We start from the raw sequence: 17,395 nt of genomic DNA on the forward strand, positions 1-17,395 counted from the left end.
GCGTTGGGCCGCGAAGCGGCCCCGGCAATTTTGCAACAACCTTGAAATCGTGGGGCCGCTTCGCGGCCCATCGCCGGCAAGCGCGGCTCCCACAGGGATCGTGCAAGCGCCAATGACAATCTTTACCTTTTCCTAACAATTCCAGGCTTGACCTGACCTCAAGATGATAAGCATTATCATTAACCTTTCGTCGGCCAGGTCCCCCCGTGAGTCAGTCCCGGTTCAACTCCGTCTTTCTCGTCCAGCGTCTTTCCCTGCTGCGCACCCTGCAACGCATGGTGGGCAACCCCAGCACCGCCGAGGACCTGCTGCAGGAAACCTACCTGCGGGTGTCCCGCGCCCTGGGCGAGCGGCCCATCGAACACCTCGAACCCTTCGTGTTCCAGACCGCCCGTAACCTCGCCCTGGACCACCTGCGCACGCGGCGAGTGCAGTCACGCATGCTGGTCGACGATGTGCCCGACGAGGTGCTGCACAATGTCGCGTCACCGCTGGGCAGCAGCGAGGACGCCGCACACGCCGAACAACTGCTCAAGCACCTGAGCGTCAGCCTCAACCAGCTGACCGAGCGCCAGCAACGCATCTTCATCCTCAGCCGCCTGCACGGTGCCAGCTATCTGGAAATTGCCGAGCAACTGCAAGTCTCGGCCAGCACGGTACAGAAGGAACTGAAACTGATCATGGCCATCTGCATGGGCGTGGCCGACCGCCTCAAATGAGCCGAGCGCAGGCGTGCCGAATGCGGCATGGCGCTTGCCATGCTTCGCCCGAGCCTTGATCATTCGCAAAAATACCTGCAAGGACACACCGTGACCGACAGCCCTGTCACTCGCCCGCATGCCACCGGGCCCGACGCCCGCGCCCGTGCGCTGGACGAGGCGCTGGACTGGCTCGTGCGCCTGCAGTGCGCCAATGAGGCCGACACCCTCGCCTTCGAGCAATGGCTCAGTGCAGCCCCGGAAAACGCCGAAGCCTATGTCGAGGCCGAAGCCCTGTGGAATGGCGCCCCGCTGCGCCAGGCCGCCATGCACATGCACCAGCACCAGCGCCGCTCGCTGCGCGGCCGCCTGCGCGCGCACTGGAAGCCACTGGCGACCGCCGCCGTGCTGCTGGTCGGGCTGTTCACCTTCGGCAACCTGCCGGTGCGCCTGCAGGCCGACCACCTGACCGTGGTCGGTGAACGCCAGCGCCTGGAGCTGGATGACGGCGCCAAGGTCCTGCTCAACACCAACTCCGCCTTCGCCAGCGACCAGCAGGGCGGCCGCCAGGTTGCACGCCTGCTGCAAGGCGAGGCGTACTTCCAGGTACCCGGTGGCGCCCAGCTGCCGCTGGAAGTGCAGGCAGGCCCCGTGCGTGCACAGGTGCGCGACACCGATTTTGCCGTGCGCTACCTCGACGGCGAGGCACAGGTTCGCGTGCAGCGCGGCGACGTCGACCTGCAGGGGGCCCGCGACCAGCGCATCCGCCTCAGTGCCGGCGACAGCATCAGTGTCGGCCCGCAAGGCTTCGGCCAGCGCCAGCGCCCGGACATGCACAAGGACCTGGCCTGGGTCGACGGCCGCCTGGTGTTCGAGAACTGCCCGTTGAGCCAGGTGCTGGCCGAAGTGCGGCGCTATTACCCCGGCTGGATCATCAACCGCAACGACCACCTCGACGACATGGCGGTGACCGGCAACTACCGCCTCGATCAGCCACTGGAAACCCTGCGCGCCCTGGCCCACATCACTTCGGCGCAACTGCACGAATTCCCCGCCGTGGTGATTATCAACTGAACTGAAAGTTTTTTTACGCGATCGCGCAACCCCGCCCGTCTCGTTATAGCCAATGCAACTGATTCTTGTTTGAAAACAAGAACGGTCATCACCTATAACAGTTCGCGCGTCAGGGAGCGCTTTCGATGTCCACAGGTCCATCTCGCCCGTCCACCCTTCCCCGCCGTACCGGTCAGCTGTCCCTGCTGACCTTGGCGCTCCTCGCCAGCGGTGCCTGCAGCCTGCCAGCACTGGCCGCAGAACCGGCCCAGGCCAGCAGCCCGCGCATGGGTGACTACCGCTTCAGCATCGCCCAGCAGCCGCTGGTCGAAGCGATCAATGCCTTCAGCAAGGTCACTGGCTGGCAGGTCGGCTTCAGCGCCGAGTTGGCCGACGGCGTGGCATCGCCGGGAGTACAGGGCTCGCTGGCGCCGGAAGCCGCACTCAAGCGCCTGCTCCAGGGCACCGGCCTGGGCTTCCGCAAGATCAGCAACGGCAATGTAGTGCTCGAACGCCAGTCGGCGGGCAACGTCATCGCCCTGCAACAGGTGACCGTCAGCGCCACCCGTAGCGCCCAGGACGTGAGCCAGGTGCCGAGCACCGTGAGCGTGCAGACCCGCGAGCAACTGGACCGGCAGAACGTCAACAATATCCAGGAACTGGTGCGTTACGAACCAGGTGTGTCGGTGGGGGGCACCGGCCAACGCAGCGGCCTGAACGGCTACAACATCCGCGGCATCGACGGTGAGCGCGTCCTCACCCAGGTCGATGGCGTGTCGATCCCCGACAGCTTCTTCTATGGCCCCTACGCCCAGACCCAGCGCAACTACGTCGACCCCGAGATCGTCAAACGCGTGGAAATCCTCCGCGGCCCGGCTTCGGTGCTGTACGGCAGCAACGCCATCGGCGGCGCGGTGAGCTACTTCACCCTCGACCCGGACGACATCATCAAGCCAGGCAAGGACGTCGGCGCGCGCCTGAAGACCGGCTACAGCTCGGCCGACGAGAGCTGGCTGACCTCGGCTACCGTGGCTGGCCGCACGGGTGATTTCGATGGCCTGCTGCACCTGAGCCAACGCAACGGCCACGAAACCGAATCCTACGGTAGCCATGGTGGCACCGGCCTGTCGCGCACCGAGGCCAACCCGGAAGACGTGCGCACCACCAACGTCCTGGCCAAGCTGGGCTGGAACTACGCCGACGATGCCCGCCTGGGGCTGACCTACGAGCGTTACAAGGATGACCGCGACCAGAACATCCTCAGCGCCGTCGGTGGCCCGTTCACCAACGGCGCCGGCCTGGGCATGTACCGCAGCCGCACCGGCAACGACACCGTGACCCGCGAGCGTTTCGGCATCAACCATGAGTTCGGCCTGGATTCGCTGGTCGCCGACCACGTGAAATGGAGCCTGAACTACCAGATCGCCAAGACCGACCAGAGCACCGAGGAAGTCTACTTCCCGTTCAGCCGCACCGTGCTGCGCACCCGCGACACCACCTACAAGGACCGCCAGTGGGTGTTCGACGCCCAGCTGGACAAGGCCTTCAGCATTGGTGCCACCGATCACCTGCTGACCTACGGCACCACCCTCAAGCACGAGAAGGTCACCGGCTCGCGTAGCGGCACCGGCACCTGCCTGGCAGTCGGTGGGGCCTGCCGCGCCATCGGCCAGGTCAGCACCAGCGATGCCCAGGCACTGGTCAGTGACTTCCCGGACCCGACCGTGAACACCTACAGCCTGTTCGTGCAGGATGAAATCCGCTGGAACAACTGGACCTTCATGCCCGGCGCGCGCTACGACTACACGCGCATGGAGCCGAAGTTCACCGAGGAGTTCCTGCGTGGCATCCAGGGCTCAGGCACCGCCCCGAGCAGCCTCGACGACTCGGACAAGAAATGGCACCGCGTCTCGCCCAAGTTCGGCCTGACCTATGCCTTCAATGACAACTACACCTGGTACGGCCAGTACGCCGAAGGCTTCCGCACCCCGACGGCCAAGTCGATGTACGGGCGCTTCGATAACCCGACCCTGGGCTACAGCGTGCAGGGCAACCCCGGGCTCGAGCCGGAGAAGAGCAAGAGCTACGAAACCGGCCTGCGCGGCAACTTCGACGCCGGCAACTTCGACGTGGCGGTGTTCTACAACAAGTACCGCGACTTCATCGACGAAGACGCCGTGCAGTCGGCCAACCTGGGAACCACGTTCCAGGCCAACAACATCAAGCACGCCACCATCAACGGCGCCGAGGTCAAGGGCCGCCTGAACCTCGACCACTTCGGTGCGCCGCAGGGCCTGTACACCCAGGGCTCGATCGCCTACGCCCATGGCCGCAACGATGACAACGGCCAGCCGCTGAACAGCGTCAACCCGCTGACCGGCGTGTTCGGCCTGGGTTACGAGCAGCCGAACTATGGCGGCCTGCTGAGCTGGACCCTGGTCAAGCGCAAGACCCGCGTCGACGACACCACGTTCTTCGCACCGGACGGCCAGAGCTCGCAGTTCCGCACACCGGGTTATGGCGTGCTTGACCTGAGCGGCTTCTACAAAGTCACCGACGACGTCACCGTCAACGCCGGGCTGTACAACCTGACCGACAAGAAGTACTGGCAGTGGGATTCGGTGCGCGGTTACGACGGCCAGGGCGAGGCAGGTGTGACCCAGCCAGCCAACCTCGACCGCCTGACCATGCCGGGGCGCAACTTCGCCGTCAATGTGGTGTGGGATATCTGACCTGAGCGTTTAGTCAGTACCGGCCTCTTCGCGGGCACGCCCGCTCCCACAGGAGTACCGCAGGGTTCAACACCTGTGCAGTACTTGTGGGAGCGGGCGTGCCCGCGAAGGGGCCGGTACTGGCAACAAAAAATCCCAGTTTTTTTACTGTTCCTGCCCCGCTGCTTCGTCTTGTCACTAGACGCCCTCATTTACCAAGGACACGCCCATGACCGACCGCCCAGCCCTGCGCTCGCAACGCCTGAACCAGGCCACCCACGCTCCGCACAGCGAGCTCGACGCCCTGGTCAAATCCCATGCGCCATTCGACAGCCGCGAAAGCTTCGCCCGCTTCGTCGTCGCCCAATACCTGTTCCAGGCCGAACTGCAGGCCCTGTACAACGACCCGCAACTGATCGCCATCGTCCCCGACCTGGCCGAGCGCTGCCGCGCCGAACAGGCCCGCCTGGACCTCGCCGACCTGAATACCGAAGTCCCGGCCGCCGTGCCCGGCGCCCTGCACAATCCGACCCTGGGTGAAGCCATGGGCTGGATCTTCGTCTCGGAAGGCTCCAAACTTGGCGCTGCGTTTCTGATCAAGCGTGCCGTGGCCCTGGAATTGTCCGACAGTTTCGGTGCCCGCCACCTCGGCGAGCCGGCCGGTGGCCGTGCCGAAGGCTGGAAGCAGTTCACCCGTATCCTCGATGGCCTTGAGCTTTCGCCCGAGGAAGACGCCGCCGCCGAGCGCGCAGCGGTTGCCGCCTTCGAGCGTTTCACCGAACTGCTCAAGCATGCCTACGCCGCGGATACCGCGCTGGCCTGAGACGCATCAACCGGCCGCCTCTCCGGTGGCCGGACGTTTTTTGCAGTGAGACCATGACCCGACCCGCCCGCTCGAAACTGTCCCGCCTGCTGTACGGCATCCTGGCTTATGTAAGCTTGGGGATAGGCCTGGTCGCGATCGTCATCCCCGGCCTGCCGACCACCGAGTTCATCCTGCTGGCCGCCTGGGCCGCCACGCGCAGTTCGCCACGCCTGTCTGCCTGGCTGGAAAACCATCGCCTGTTCGGGCCGATCCTCTACAACTGGCGCAACGGCAAGGTGATCCAGCGCCGTGCCAAGGTCAGTGCCACCGTCAGCATGCTGCTGTGCGCAGGCTTGATGCTGGTCTTCCTCGAACACCACTGGCCGGTGTTTCTGGCGATTGCCGGCATGACCCTGGGCAACCTGTGGATCTGGTCGCGCCCTGAACAGCCCTGCCCCGCTGCCTCACAAGCTCAACAGCCCTGAATACAGCAAGTAGGCAGCCAGTGCCGCACCCGCCAGCACGGCCGCGAAAATCAGCTTCTCCCAGGTGGTGAACAGCGTCTGCCCTTGCTCGTGCTTGGCCCGGGCAAAGAGGATGACCCCTGGGGCATAGAGCAGTGCCGACAGCAGCAGGTACTTGAGGCCGCCCGCGTACAACAGCCACACCGCATACAGCAGCGCCAGCGCGGCCACCATCAGGTCCTTGCGCCGCAGCCCTGCCTGCCCTTCGTAGCTTTCCCCGCGCCAGGCCAACAGCACGGCATAGGCCGCCGACCACAGGTAGGGCACCAGAATCATCGACGATGCCAGGTAGATCAGGCTGGTATAGGTGCCCTCTGAAACCAGCGTGATCAGGAGGAAGCCCTGGATCATGCAGTTGGTCAGCCAGAGGGCATTGGCCGGCACGTGGTTGGCGTTCTCCTTGGCCAGAAAGCGCGGCATGGTCTTGTCACGCGCCGTGGCGTAGAGAATTTCTGCGCACAGCAGTGCCCACGACAGCAAGGCGCCGAGCAGCGATACCGCCAGGCCAATGCTGATCAGCAAGGCGCCCCATGGGCCGACGATATGCTCAAGCACCGAGGCCAGTGACGGGTTCTGCAACCCGGCCAGCTCCGGCTGGGTCATCACCCCCAGCGACAGCACGTTGACCAGCACCAGCAGCGCCAGCACGCCGAGAAAACCGATCACCGTGGCCTTGCCAACGTCGGAGCGGCGCTGCGCCCGCCCGGAGTACACACTCGCGCCCTCGATACCGATGAACACGAACACCGTGACCAGCATCATGTTGCGCACCTGGTCCAGCACATTACCGAACTGCGGGTTGCTCAGGCCCCAGATATCACGGGTGAAGATGTCGGCACGGAAGGCAAAGGCGGCGATGACCACGAAGATCAGCAATGGCACCACCTTGGCCACGGTGGTCACCTGGTTGATGAACGCCGCTTCCTTGATGCCACGCAACACCAGGAAATGCACCGCCCACAGCAGCAACGAGGCGCAGCCGATGGCAATCGGCGTGTTGCCCTCGCCAAACACCGGGAAGTAGAAGCCGAGGGTGCTGAACAGCAGCACGAAATAACCGACGTTGCCCAACCAGGCGCTGATCCAGTAGCCCCAGGCGGAAGAGAAGCCCATATATTCGCCGAAGCCGGCCTTGGCGTAGGCGTATACCCCCGAATCCAGCTCGGGCTTGCGGTTGGCCAGGGTCTGGAACACGAAGGCCAGTGCCAGCATGCCCACCGCCGTGATCGCCCAGCCGATCAGTACCGCACCGACATCGGCACGGGCGGCCATGTTCTGCGGCAGCGAGAAGATCCCGCCACCGATCATCGAGCCGACCACCAGTGCGATCAGTGCACCCAGACGCAACTTTTGTCCCGGTTCGCTCATGGGGCTCCCTTATTTTCCGAGCTGTCATGCGTTTGCAACAGACATGGGCGCCATATAAATGCTGTTACTTATATGGTCAAAACCAGTAAACCTATAGCATTAATAACCACAATGTCTATCGACCTGCTTCTGTAAAAACTAGCAGCTGCCAAGCAACTAGAAAAGAATCTGATAAAACTCGAAATTCTTGTGAAAAATTTGCGAAAGCGGCAAAAGCGGCTAGCTTCAGACATCGCAGGCTAAACAGAGCGTTTGCTCTAGTAGTACATGGAGGTGCCAGCGCACAAGGCCTGCAGCAGAGCTGTCGGCACTCTCCAGGAGTCACGTGTGGGAAATTTCCTACCCTCACGTAGCCATGAACTGACCTATGTCAGCTCATGGCCACGGCGTCGGATTTACTCTGTCGCAACTTTCTCCTGGCAGGAGTTGTTAAATGTCTGATTCTTCCGGAAAACTAAAGCTCGGCGCGTTAGTTGCACTTGTGGTCGGTTCGATGATCGGTGGCGGGATCTTTTCGCTGCCGCAAAACATGGCCGCCAGCGCCGGTGTCGGTGCGGTACTGATCGGCTGGGCCATCACGGCGGTCGGCATGCTGACCCTGGCCTTCGTGTTCCAGACCCTGGCCAACCGCAAGCCTGACCTGGATGGCGGTGTATACGCCTATGCCAAGGCTGGCTTCGGCGACTACATGGGCTTTTCTTCAGCCTGGGGCTACTGGATCAGTGCCTGGCTGGGCAACGTTGGTTACTTCGTGCTGCTGTTCAGCACCCTCGGTTACTTCTTCCCGATCTTCGGTGAAGGCAACACCCCGGCGGCGATCATCGGTGCCTCGGTGCTGCTCTGGGCCGTGCACTTCCTGGTACTGCGTGGCATCAAGGAAGCGGCGTTCATCAACCTGGTCACCACCGTGGCCAAGGTCGTGCCGCTGCTGCTGTTCGCCTTGATCTGCCTGTTCGCCTTCAAGCTCGACATCTTCACCGCCGACATCTGGGCGGTGGGCACGCCTGACCTGGGCAGCGTGATGAACCAGGTGCGCAACATGATGCTGGTCACCGTGTGGGTGTTCATCGGCATCGAGGGCGCGAGCATCTTCTCGTCCCGCGCGGAAAAACGCTCCGACGTGGGCAAGGCCACGGTCATCGGCTTCGTCACCGTGCTGTTGTTCCTGGTACTGGTCAACGTGCTGTCGCTGGGCATCATGACCCAACCGGAACTGGCCAAGCTGCAGAACCCGTCGATGGCCGCCGTGCTTGAGCACGTGGTCGGTCACTGGGGCGCGGTGCTGATCAGTGTCGGCCTGATCATCTCGCTGCTCGGGGCCCTGCTGTCGTGGGTGCTGCTGTGTGCCGAGATCATGTTCGCCGCCGCCAAGGACCACACCATGCCGGAGTTCCTGCGCCGCGAGAACGCCAACCAGGTGCCGGCCAACGCCCTGTGGCTGACCAACGCCATGGTGCAGATCTTCTTGGTCATCACCCTGTTCTCCAGCAGTACCTACCTGTCGCTGATCTACCTCGCCACCTCGATGATCCTGGTGCCCTACTTGTGGTCGGCGGCCTATGCCTTCCTGCTGGCGCTGCGCAGCGAAACCTACGAACAAGCCCTGGCAGAACGCAAGAAAGACCTGTTCATCGGCGCCGTCGCCCTGCTGTACGCCATCTGGCTGCTGTATGCCGGCGGCGTGAAATACCTGCTGCTCTCGGCCCTGCTCTATGCCCCTGGCGCGATCCTGTTCGCCAAGGCCAAGCGTGAAGTAGGCCAACCGATCTTTACCAACGTGGAAAAACTGATCTTCGCAGCCGTGGTCGTCGGCGCCCTGGTGGCAGCCTTCGGCCTGTATGACGGCTTCCTGACCCTTTGACCCACGTCTTCGTTCAATTGGAGGAATGAAACCATGTCCGCTGAAAAACAGAAGTACGGTGTCCACTCCGAAGCCGGCAAGCTGCGCAAGGTAATGGTTTGCGCGCCGGGCCTGGCGCACAAGCGGCTGACGCCAAGCAACTGTGACGAGCTGCTGTTCGACGATGTGATCTGGGTCGACCAGGCCAAGCGTGACCATTTCGACTTCGTCACCAAGATGCGCGAACGCGGCGTCGATGTGCTGGAAATGCACAACCTGCTGACCGACATCGTCCAGCAACCCGAAGCCCTGAAATGGATCCTGGACCGCAAGATCACCGATGACACCGTTGGTGTGGGCCTGAACAACGAAGTGCGCAGCTGGCTGGAAGGTCTCGAGCCGCGCAAGCTCGCCGAGTTCCTGATCGGTGGTGTGGCGGGCCAGGACCTGCCGCAGAGCGAAGGTGCCGATGTGGTCAAGATGTACAACGACTACCTGGGCCACTCCAGCTTCATCCTGCCGCCGCTGCCCAACACCCAGTTCACCCGTGACACCACTTGCTGGATCTACGGTGGCGTGACGCTGAACCCGATGTACTGGCCGGCGCGTCGCCAGGAAACCCTGCTGACCACCGCCATCTACAAGTTCCACAAGGAGTTCACCGAAGCCGACTTCGAAGTCTGGTACGGCGACCCGGACAAGGAACACGGCCAGTCCACCCTCGAAGGCGGTGACGTGATGCCGATCGGCAACGGCATCGTGCTGATCGGCATGGGCGAGCGTACCTCGCGCCAGGCCATCGGCCAGCTGGCACGCAACCTGTTCGCCAAGGGTGCGGTCAAGGAAGTCATCGTTGCCGGCCTGCCGAAGTCCCGCGCTGCCATGCACCTGGACACCGTGTTCAGCTTCTGCGACCGCGACCTGGTCACGGTCTTCCCGGAAGTGGTGAACGAAATCGTACCGTTCATCATCCGTCCGGACGAGAAAAAGCCCTACGGCATGGACGTGCGCCGCATCAACAAGTCGTTCATCGAGGTGGTCGGCGAGCAGCTGGGCGTCAAGCTGCGCGTGGTCGAGACCGGCGGCAACAGCTTCGCCGCCGAACGCGAACAGTGGGATGACGGCAACAACGTGGTGGCCATCGAGCCAGGCGTGGTCATCGGCTACGACCGCAACACCTACACCAACACCCTGCTGCGCAAGGCCGGCATCGAGGTCATCACCATCAGCGCCGGCGAGCTGGGCCGGGGCCGTGGCGGCGGCCACTGCATGACCTGCCCGATCGTGCGCGACCCAATCGACTACTAACGCCCATCGCACACCCGGCCGCACTCACGAAGCAGCGGCCGGGACATCACCGAATTCAAGGAGAAAAGTCATGGCGTTCAACATTCACAACCGCAACCTGCTCAGCCTCGAACACCACACCACCCGCGAGCTGCGCTACCTGCTGGACCTGTCCCGCGACCTCAAGCGCGCCAAGTACACCGGCACCGAGCAGCAGCACCTGAAAGGCAACAACATCGCCCTGATCTTCGAGAAGACCTCGACCCGCACCCGCTGCGCCTTCGAAGTCGCCGCCTATGACCAGGGCGCCAACGTCACCTACATCGACCCCAACTCCTCGCAGATCGGCCACAAGGAAAGCATGAAGGACACCGCCCGCGTGCTCGGGCGCATGTACGACGCCATCGAGTACCGCGGCTTCAAGCAGGAAATCGTCGAAGAGCTGGCCAAGTTCGCCGGCGTGCCGGTATTCAACGGCCTGACCGACGAATACCACCCGACCCAGATGATCGCCGACGTGCTGACCATGCGTGAGCACAGCGACAAGCCGCTGCACGACATCAGCTACGCCTACCTGGGCGACGCCCGCAACAACATGGGCAACTCGCTGCTGCTGATCGGCGCCAAGCTCGGCATGGACGTGCGCATCGCCGCGCCCAAGGCGCTGTGGCCACATGACGACCTGGTCGAACGTTGCCACAAGTACGCCGAAGAAAGCGGCGCACGCATCACCCTGACCGAAGACCCCAAGGCCGCGGTCAAGGGCGTCGACTTCATCCACACCGACGTCTGGGTCTCGATGGGCGAGCCGATCGAAGCCTGGGGCGAGCGCATCAAGCAGCTCAAGCCCTATCAGGTGAACAAGGAGCTGATGAAAGCCAGCGGCAACCCACGGACCAAGTTCATGCACTGCCTGCCGGCGTTCCACAACTCCGAGACCAAGGTCGGCAAGCAGATTGCCGAACAGTATCCGGACCTGGCCAACGGCATCGAAGTGACCGATGACGTGTTCGAGTCGCCAGCGTGCATCGCCTTCGAGCAGGCGGAAAACCGCATGCACACCATCAAGGCGATCCTGGTTTCGACCTTGGCTGACCTGTAAGCCGGCCGCGCCGCCCTTGCCCATGGGGCGGCGCCCTTCCCTCTTCGTTAAAGGACATTCCCCATGCGTATCGTTGTTGCATTGGGCGGCAACGCCCTGCTGCGCCGTGGCGAGCCCATGACCGCTGACAACCAGCGCGCCAATATCCGCACCGCCACCGAGCAGATCGCCAAGATTCACCCCGGCAACGAACTGGTCATCGCCCACGGCAACGGCCCCCAGGTAGGCCTGCTGTCACTCCAGGGCATGGCCTACAAGCCTGACGAAGCCTACCCGCTCGACGTGCTCGGTGCCGAAACCGAAGGCATGATCGGCTACATGATCGAACAGGAGCTGGGCAACCTGCTGGCCTTCGAAGTGCCGTTCGCCACCCTGCTGACCCAGGTGGAAGTGGACGCCAACGACCCGGCCTTCAAGGATCCGAGCAAATTCATCGGCCCGGTCTACAGCAAGGAAGAGGCCGAGCGCCTGGCCAAGGAAAAAGGCTGGGTGGTCAAGGCCGACGGCGACAAGTACCGCCGCGTGGTCGCCAGCCCAAAACCCAAGCGCATCTTCGAAATCCGCCCGATCAAGTGGCTGCTGGAAAAGAGCAGCATCGTGATCTGCGCCGGCGGTGGTGGCATCCCCACCATGTACGATGAAAACCGCAAGCTCAAAGGCATCGAGGCGGTGATCGACAAGGACCTGTGCTCGGCGCTGCTGGCCGAACAGCTGGAAGCCGACCTTCTGGTAATCGCCACCGACGTCGATGGCGCCTACATTGACTGGGGCAAGCCGACCCAGAAAGCCATTGCCCAGGCCCATCCCGACGAGCTCGAACGCCTCGGTTTCGCCGCCGGTTCCATGGGGCCGAAGGTGCAGGCAGCCTGCGACTTTGCCCGCCACACCGGCAAGGTGGCGGTGATCAGCTCGCTGGAGAATATCGAGGGCATCGTCAAAGGTGTCGCCGGTACCCGCGTGAGTACCGAAAAGCCAGGTATCAGCTACCGTTGATTGCAGTGGGCGGGCTTACCGGGCCCGCCATTTTCACCTTCCCAAGGAGTCTGCCATGGCCAAGTACGAGCCAGGTCATGTACACATCGAGCGCACCGCGTTGAACCCGGCTGATCACAGTTACGACCTCAAGGTCGATTACGAAGCGGTCTCGGACCCCAAGGAAGGCAGGGGTATCCAGTTCCACATGCACGGCAGCATCGAAGGCAAGTCGGTAGAAGAAAAGTTCTTCCTGGCCAAGGATCAAGTACTACCCAGTTTCCTCATGCAATTGTCTCGCAGAGCCCAGTCATACCTGCCGCCCCCGAAGAAATTCGAGAACCTGGGTTCGCCGCACAAGATCTATGACTGGATGTTCAAGGACATTCGCGAAAAGCTCGATGTGAAGTCGGGCGACCCGATCAAGCCTGAACACCTCGAGTGATTTCAAGACCCGGGGCTGCTCTGCGGCCCCGGCGATGTTAAGGCATACTACTGCCCTCCCCGGCCACAACCCCTGCCTCCCCCATGCGCATCCACGTCAGCTTCATCGACCGCGTCGGCATCACCCAGGAAGTCCTTGCCCTGCTCGGTGCCCGCAACCTCAACCTGGACGCCGTGGAGATGGTCCCGCCGAACGTCTACATCGATGCCCCGACCCTCAGCCCGGCGGTCCTCGAAGAACTCCACGACGCGTTGTTCGAAGTCCGTGGCGTGCAGTCGGTGGACGTGGTCGACATTCTCCCCGGCCAGCGCCGCCACCTGCAGCTCGACGCCCTGCTCGCCGCCATGAGCGACCCGGTGCTGGCGGTCGACAGCGCCGGCAAGGTGCTGCTGGCCAACCCGGCGCTGATCGCCCTGTGCGGCCGCGAATCCGCCGGGCGCTCGGTGGGTGAGCTGTTCAACGACCCCGGCCTGCTGCAGGCCCTGCTGGACAACAACTTCCACCTGCCGATGCGTGAGATGCAGCTCAACGGCCAGAGCCTGCTGCTGGACGCCTCGCCGATCACCAACGCAGGCGGCCTGCTGACTTTGTATCCGCCCAACCGCATGGGTGAGCGCCTGTCCGCCCTGCACCACGACCACGCCGAAGGCTTCGATGCGCTGCTTGGCGAGTCTCCTGCAATTCGCACCCTCAAGGCCCGCGCCCTGCGCGTGGCGGCCCTCGACGCGCCGCTGCTGGTTCACGGCGAAACCGGCACCGGCAAGGAACTGGTGGCCCGCGCCTGCCATGCCATCAGCAGCCGCCACACTGCGCCGTTCCTCGCCCTGAACTGCGCCGCGCTGCCCGAGAGCCTGGCCGAGAGCGAGCTGTTCGGCTACGCCCCCGGTGCCTTCACCGGCGCCCAACGCGGCGGCAAGCCGGGGCTGATGGAGCTGGCCAACCAGGGCACGGTGTTTCTCGACGAGATCGGCGAAATGTCGCCGTACCTGCAGGCCAAGCTGTTGCGTTTTCTCAGCGATGGCAGCTTCCGCCGCGTCGGTGGCGACCGCGAGGTGAAGGTGGATGTACGCATCATCAGCGCCACCCACCGCGACCTGGAACGCATGGTCGCCGAAGGCACCTTCCGCGAGGACCTGTTCTACCGCCTCAACGTGCTCAACCTGCAGGTACCGCCACTGCGCGAGCGTGGCCAGGATATCCTCATGCTGGCGCATTACTTCATGCAGCAGGCCTGCACGCAGATCCAGCGGCCTCCCTGCCGGCTTACCCCGACCACCCATTCAGCGCTGCTGGCCAACCCTTGGCCAGGCAACGTGCGCCAGCTGCAGAACGTGATCTTCCGTGCGGCGGCGATCTGCGAGAGCAACCTGGTGGATATCGGAGACCTGGACATCGCCGGGACATCGGTGGCGCGTGGGCAGGATGGCGACGTGGCAAGCCTGGAGCAGGCGGTGGGCGATTTCGAGCGCGAATTGCTGCAGAGGCTTTATGCCAGTTATCCCTCGACCCGACAGCTGGCGGGGCGGCTGCAGACCTCGCATACAGCGATTGCCCAGCGCTTGCGTAAGTATGGTATTTCAACCCGGAATTGAGGCAGGAACGAATTCATTACACTGTAATTAATTCGATACATAGCCATTCTGACGCGCCTGTTCAAGGGTTTGATCCTTCAAACCTTTTCCTATCTCACGCAGCTGTAGCGTTTTCATTCCACAAGAATGACAAGCTGATTACAGAAAACAATCAAACCTTTGATTTATAAGGATTTTTTACTACTGGCCGCATTATTGCTAAGGGAATCCTAACCCAAGAGCGCGGACCCACCGCGCCCAACGCCCTGCTTCCCGAGGATTCCCCATGAGCGAGTTGCGTTTCACCGAAGATCACGAATGGCTGCGCGTCGAAGCCGACGGTAGCGTCACCGTGGGCATCACTGCCTACGCCCAGAACGCCCTTGGCGATGTGGTCTATGTGCAACTGCCTGAGCTGCAGGCGTACGACAAAGGCGCCGAAGCCTCCACCGTCGAGTCGGTGAAAGCCGCCAGCGGCGTGTACATGCCCCTGACCGGTGAAGTGGTCGCCGTCAACGAAGGCCTCAACGACAGCCCCGAACTGGTCAACGAAGACCCGCTGGGCGAAGGCTGGTTCTTCCGCTTCAAGCCTGCCGACATGGCCGAAGTCCAAGCCCTGCTCGACCAGGACGCCTACGACCGCCTGATCAAAGCCAACGACGACGCCTGAGGAACCCGACCATGACCATCAACCTCGGCACCGCCAACGAATTCATCGCCCGTCACATCGGCCCGCGCGCCGCTGACGAGCAGGCCATGCTCGCCACCCTGGGCTTCGACTCGCTGGAGGCCATGAGCGCCGCCGTCATCCCCGACAGCATCAAGGGCACCAGCGTGCTCGGCTCGGAAGACGGCCAGAGCGAGGCCGATGCCCTCGCTGCGCTGAAAGCCATCGCCGGCAAGAACGAGTTGTTCAAGAGCTACATCGGCCAGGGCTACTACAACACCCACACCCCAGCGCCGATCCTGCGCAACCTGCTGGAAAACCCGGCCTGGTACACCGCCTACACCCCGTATCAGCCAGAAATTTCCCAGGGCCGCCTGGAAGCGCTGCTGAACTTCCAGACCCTGATCAGCGACCTCACCGGCCTGCCGATCGCCAACGCCTCCTTGCTCGACGAAGCCACCGCCGCTGCCGAAGCCATGACCTTCTGCAAGCGCCTGTCGAAGAACAAGGCCAGCCACACCTTCTTCGCCTCCGTGCACTGCCACCCGCAGACCCTCGACGTGCTGCGCACCCGTGCCGAACCGCTGGGCATCGAGATCGTGGTCGGCGACGAACGTGAACTGGGCGATGTCAGCGCCTTCTTCGGCGCCCTGCTGCAATACCCGGCCAGCAACGGCGAAGTATTCGACTACCGTGAAGTCGTCGCGCGTTTCCACGCCGCCAACGCCCTGGTCGCCGTTGCCGCCGACCTGCTGGCCCTGACCCTGCTGACCCCGCCAGGCGAGTTCGACGCCGACGTGGCCATCGGCAGCGCCCAGCGCTTCGGCGTGCCACTGGGCTTCGGTGGCCCGCACGCGGCCTACTTCGCCACGCGTGATGCCTTCAAGCGCGACATGCCGGGCCGCCTGGTCGGCGTATCCATCGACCGCTTCGGCAAGACCGCCCTGCGCCTGGCCATGCAGACCCGCGAACAGCACATCCGCCGCGAGAAGGCCACCAGCAACATCTGCACCGCCCAGGTGCTGCTGGCCAACATCGCCAGCATGTTCGCCGTGTACCATGGCCCGGCCGGCCTCAAGCGCATTGCCGAACGCACCCACGCCCTGACCGCGATTCTGGCTGCCGGCCTGAAAGCCCTGGGCCTGGACGTGGTTGGCGAAAGCGCTTTCGACACCCTGACCCTGGCCACCGGCAACGCCACCGCCAGCCTGCACGACAAGGCCCGCGCCCTGCGCATCAACCTGCGGCAGATCGACGCCGCTCACCTGGGCCTGTCGCTCGACGAGACCAGCACCCAGGCCGACGTCGAAGCCCTCTGGCAGCTGTTCGGCGCCGACCAGGCCCAGCCTGACTTCGCCGCCCTGGCCGCCAGCACCGGCTCGCGCCTGCCGGCCGCCCTGCTGCGCCAGTCGGCCATCCTCGAACACCCGGTGTTCAACCGCTACCACAGCGAAACCGAGCTGATGCGCTACCTGCGTCGCCTGGCCGACAAGGACCTGGCGCTGGACCGCAGCATGATCCCGCTGGGCTCGTGCACCATGAAGCTCAACGCTGCCAGCGAAATGATCCCGGTGACCTGGGCCGAGTTCGGCAACCTGCACCCGTTCGCCCCGGCCGCGCAAAGCCAGGGCTACCTGCAGATGACCACCGAGCTGGAGGCCATGCTCTGCGCCGCCACCGGCTACGACGCCGTGTCGCTGCAACCCAACGCCGGCTCCCAGGGTGAGTACGCCGGCCTCTTGGCCATCCGTGCCTACCACCGCAGCCGTGGCGAAGGCCACCGCGACATCTGCCTGATCCCGTCTTCGGCCCACGGCACCAACCCGGCCACCGCGCACATGGCCGGCATGCGCGTGGTGGTCACCGCCTGTGACGCCCGCGGCAACGTCGATGTCGAGGATCTGCGGGCCAAGGCCATCGAGCACCGCGAGCGCCTGGCCGCGATCATGATCACCTACCCGTCGACCCACGGCGTGTTCGAGGAAGCGATCGGCGAAATCTGCGCGATCATCCACGACAACGGCGGCCAGGTTTACATCGACGGCGCCAACATGAACGCCATGGTCGGCCTCTGCGCCCCAGGCAAGTTCGGTGGCGACGTTTCCCACCTGAACCTGCACAAGACCTTCTGTATCCCGCACGGCGGTGGCGGCCCGGGCGTCGGCCCGATTGGCGTCAAGTCGCACCTGGCGCCGTTCCTGCCAGGCCACGCTGCGCTTGCAAACACCGAGGGCGCGGTGTGCGCCGCGCCGTTCGGCAGCGCCAGCATCCTGCCGATCACCTGGATGTACATTCGCATGATGGGCGGTGCCGGCCTCAAGCGTGCGTCGCAGATGGCGATCCTCAACGCCA

General features: G+C 63.6%; 14 protein-coding genes. 13 read left to right on the top strand and 1 reads right to left on the bottom strand.

What is annotated here, in order from left to right; genetic code table 11:
* Window positions 1–206: 206 nt before the first annotated feature.
* The 5 genes from J7573_RS24910 (at window position 207) to J7573_RS24930 (ending at window position 5,752) form a co-directional block, all read left to right on the top strand.
* A complete protein-coding gene (locus J7573_RS24910; RefSeq protein WP_085673511.1) occupies window positions 207–719 on the top strand; it encodes an RNA polymerase sigma factor in 513 nt (170 codons plus the stop codon).
* Between the two features lie 90 nt (window positions 720–809).
* Window positions 810–1,772, top strand: coding sequence for a FecR domain-containing protein (locus tag J7573_RS24915; protein WP_294341077.1), 963 nt, complete (start codon window positions 810–812; stop codon window positions 1,770–1,772).
* 125 nt (window positions 1,773–1,897) lie between these two features.
* Window positions 1,898–4,483 carry a TonB-dependent receptor gene (locus tag J7573_RS24920; RefSeq protein ID WP_294341079.1) on the top strand — a complete coding sequence of 862 codons (2,586 nt, stop codon included), beginning with the start codon at window positions 1,898–1,900 and terminating at the stop codon, window positions 4,481–4,483.
* 208 nt (window positions 4,484–4,691) lie between these two features.
* Window positions 4,692–5,285, top strand: coding sequence for a biliverdin-producing heme oxygenase (locus J7573_RS24925; protein WP_294341081.1), 594 nt, complete (start codon window positions 4,692–4,694; stop codon window positions 5,283–5,285).
* A gap of 53 nt (window positions 5,286–5,338) precedes the next feature.
* Window positions 5,339–5,752 carry a YbaN family protein gene (locus J7573_RS24930; protein ID WP_294341084.1) on the top strand — a complete coding sequence of 138 codons (414 nt, stop codon included), beginning with the start codon at window positions 5,339–5,341 and terminating at the stop codon, window positions 5,750–5,752.
* On the opposite strand, the gene arcD (J7573_RS24935) is transcribed toward J7573_RS24930, so the two are convergent.
* Window positions 5,732–7,159 carry an arginine-ornithine antiporter gene (arcD, locus tag J7573_RS24935; RefSeq protein ID WP_294341086.1) on the bottom strand — a complete coding sequence of 476 codons (1,428 nt, stop codon included), beginning with the start codon at window positions 7,157–7,159 and terminating at the stop codon, window positions 5,732–5,734. The genes J7573_RS24930 and arcD (J7573_RS24935) overlap by 21 nt on opposite strands.
* 433 nt (window positions 7,160–7,592) lie before the next feature.
* On the opposite strand from arcD (J7573_RS24935), the gene arcD (J7573_RS24940) reads away from it, so the two are divergent.
* From arcD (J7573_RS24940) to gcvP, 8 genes are all read left to right on the top strand, one after another.
* Window positions 7,593–9,020 (top strand): arginine-ornithine antiporter, encoded by a 1,428-nt coding sequence (arcD, locus tag J7573_RS24940; protein ID WP_294341088.1) that lies wholly within the window; start codon window positions 7,593–7,595, stop codon window positions 9,018–9,020.
* Window positions 9,021–9,053: 33 nt separating this feature from the next.
* Entirely contained in the window at window positions 9,054–10,307 is a 1,254-nt protein-coding gene (gene arcA, locus J7573_RS24945) for an arginine deiminase (RefSeq protein ID WP_294341089.1), read from the top strand.
* A gap of 70 nt (window positions 10,308–10,377) precedes the next feature.
* Window positions 10,378–11,388: an ornithine carbamoyltransferase gene (locus J7573_RS24950; protein WP_079229571.1), complete on the top strand. Its 1,011-nt coding sequence runs from the start codon at window positions 10,378–10,380 to the stop codon at window positions 11,386–11,388.
* A gap of 63 nt (window positions 11,389–11,451) precedes the next feature.
* Window positions 11,452–12,381, top strand: coding sequence for a carbamate kinase (gene arcC / locus J7573_RS24955; RefSeq protein ID WP_294341092.1), 930 nt, complete (start codon window positions 11,452–11,454; stop codon window positions 12,379–12,381).
* Between the two features lie 55 nt (window positions 12,382–12,436).
* Window positions 12,437–12,805, top strand: a complete 369-nt coding sequence (locus J7573_RS24960; protein WP_110637406.1) for a DUF5064 family protein — start codon at window positions 12,437–12,439, stop codon at window positions 12,803–12,805.
* A gap of 83 nt (window positions 12,806–12,888) precedes the next feature.
* Window positions 12,889–14,397, top strand: coding sequence for a sigma-54-dependent transcriptional regulator (locus J7573_RS24965; RefSeq protein WP_294341094.1), 1,509 nt, complete (start codon window positions 12,889–12,891; stop codon window positions 14,395–14,397).
* 265 nt (window positions 14,398–14,662) lie between these two features.
* Window positions 14,663–15,046, top strand: a complete 384-nt coding sequence (gene gcvH, locus J7573_RS24970; RefSeq protein WP_294341095.1) for a glycine cleavage system protein GcvH — start codon at window positions 14,663–14,665, stop codon at window positions 15,044–15,046.
* An 11-nt stretch (window positions 15,047–15,057) separates the two neighbouring features.
* On the top strand, window positions 15,058–17,395 hold a 2,338-nt coding region (gene gcvP, locus J7573_RS24975), incomplete at its 3' end, for an aminomethyl-transferring glycine dehydrogenase (protein ID WP_294341096.1).

This window comes from Pseudomonas sp. (assembly GCF_017744435.1).
Lineage (GTDB): Bacteria > Pseudomonadota > Gammaproteobacteria > Pseudomonadales > Pseudomonadaceae > Aquipseudomonas.

Bases quoted from the DNA above. Each gene is read 5' to 3' on its own strand.
- J7573_RS24960 (WP_110637406.1), top strand. From the start codon at position 12,437: ATGGCCAAGTACGAGCCAGGTCATGTACACATCGAGCGCACCGCGTTG.
- J7573_RS24950 (WP_079229571.1), top strand. From the start codon at position 10,378: ATGGCGTTCAACATTCACAACCGCAACCTGCTCAGCCTCGAACACCAC.
- J7573_RS24930 (WP_294341084.1), top strand. From the start codon at position 5,339: ATGACCCGACCCGCCCGCTCGAAACTGTCCCGCCTGCTGTACGGCATC.
- arcD (WP_294341088.1), top strand. From the start codon at position 7,593: ATGTCTGATTCTTCCGGAAAACTAAAGCTCGGCGCGTTAGTTGCACTT.
- arcA (WP_294341089.1), top strand. From the start codon at position 9,054: ATGTCCGCTGAAAAACAGAAGTACGGTGTCCACTCCGAAGCCGGCAAG.
- J7573_RS24920 (WP_294341079.1), top strand. From the start codon at position 1,898: ATGTCCACAGGTCCATCTCGCCCGTCCACCCTTCCCCGCCGTACCGGT.
- J7573_RS24925 (WP_294341081.1), top strand. From the start codon at position 4,692: ATGACCGACCGCCCAGCCCTGCGCTCGCAACGCCTGAACCAGGCCACC.
- gcvH (WP_294341095.1), top strand. From the start codon at position 14,663: ATGAGCGAGTTGCGTTTCACCGAAGATCACGAATGGCTGCGCGTCGAA.
- arcD (WP_294341086.1), bottom strand. From the start codon at position 7,159: ATGAGCGAACCGGGACAAAAGTTGCGTCTGGGTGCACTGATCGCACTG.
- J7573_RS24965 (WP_294341094.1), top strand. From the start codon at position 12,889: ATGCGCATCCACGTCAGCTTCATCGACCGCGTCGGCATCACCCAGGAA.
- arcC (WP_294341092.1), top strand. From the start codon at position 11,452: ATGCGTATCGTTGTTGCATTGGGCGGCAACGCCCTGCTGCGCCGTGGC.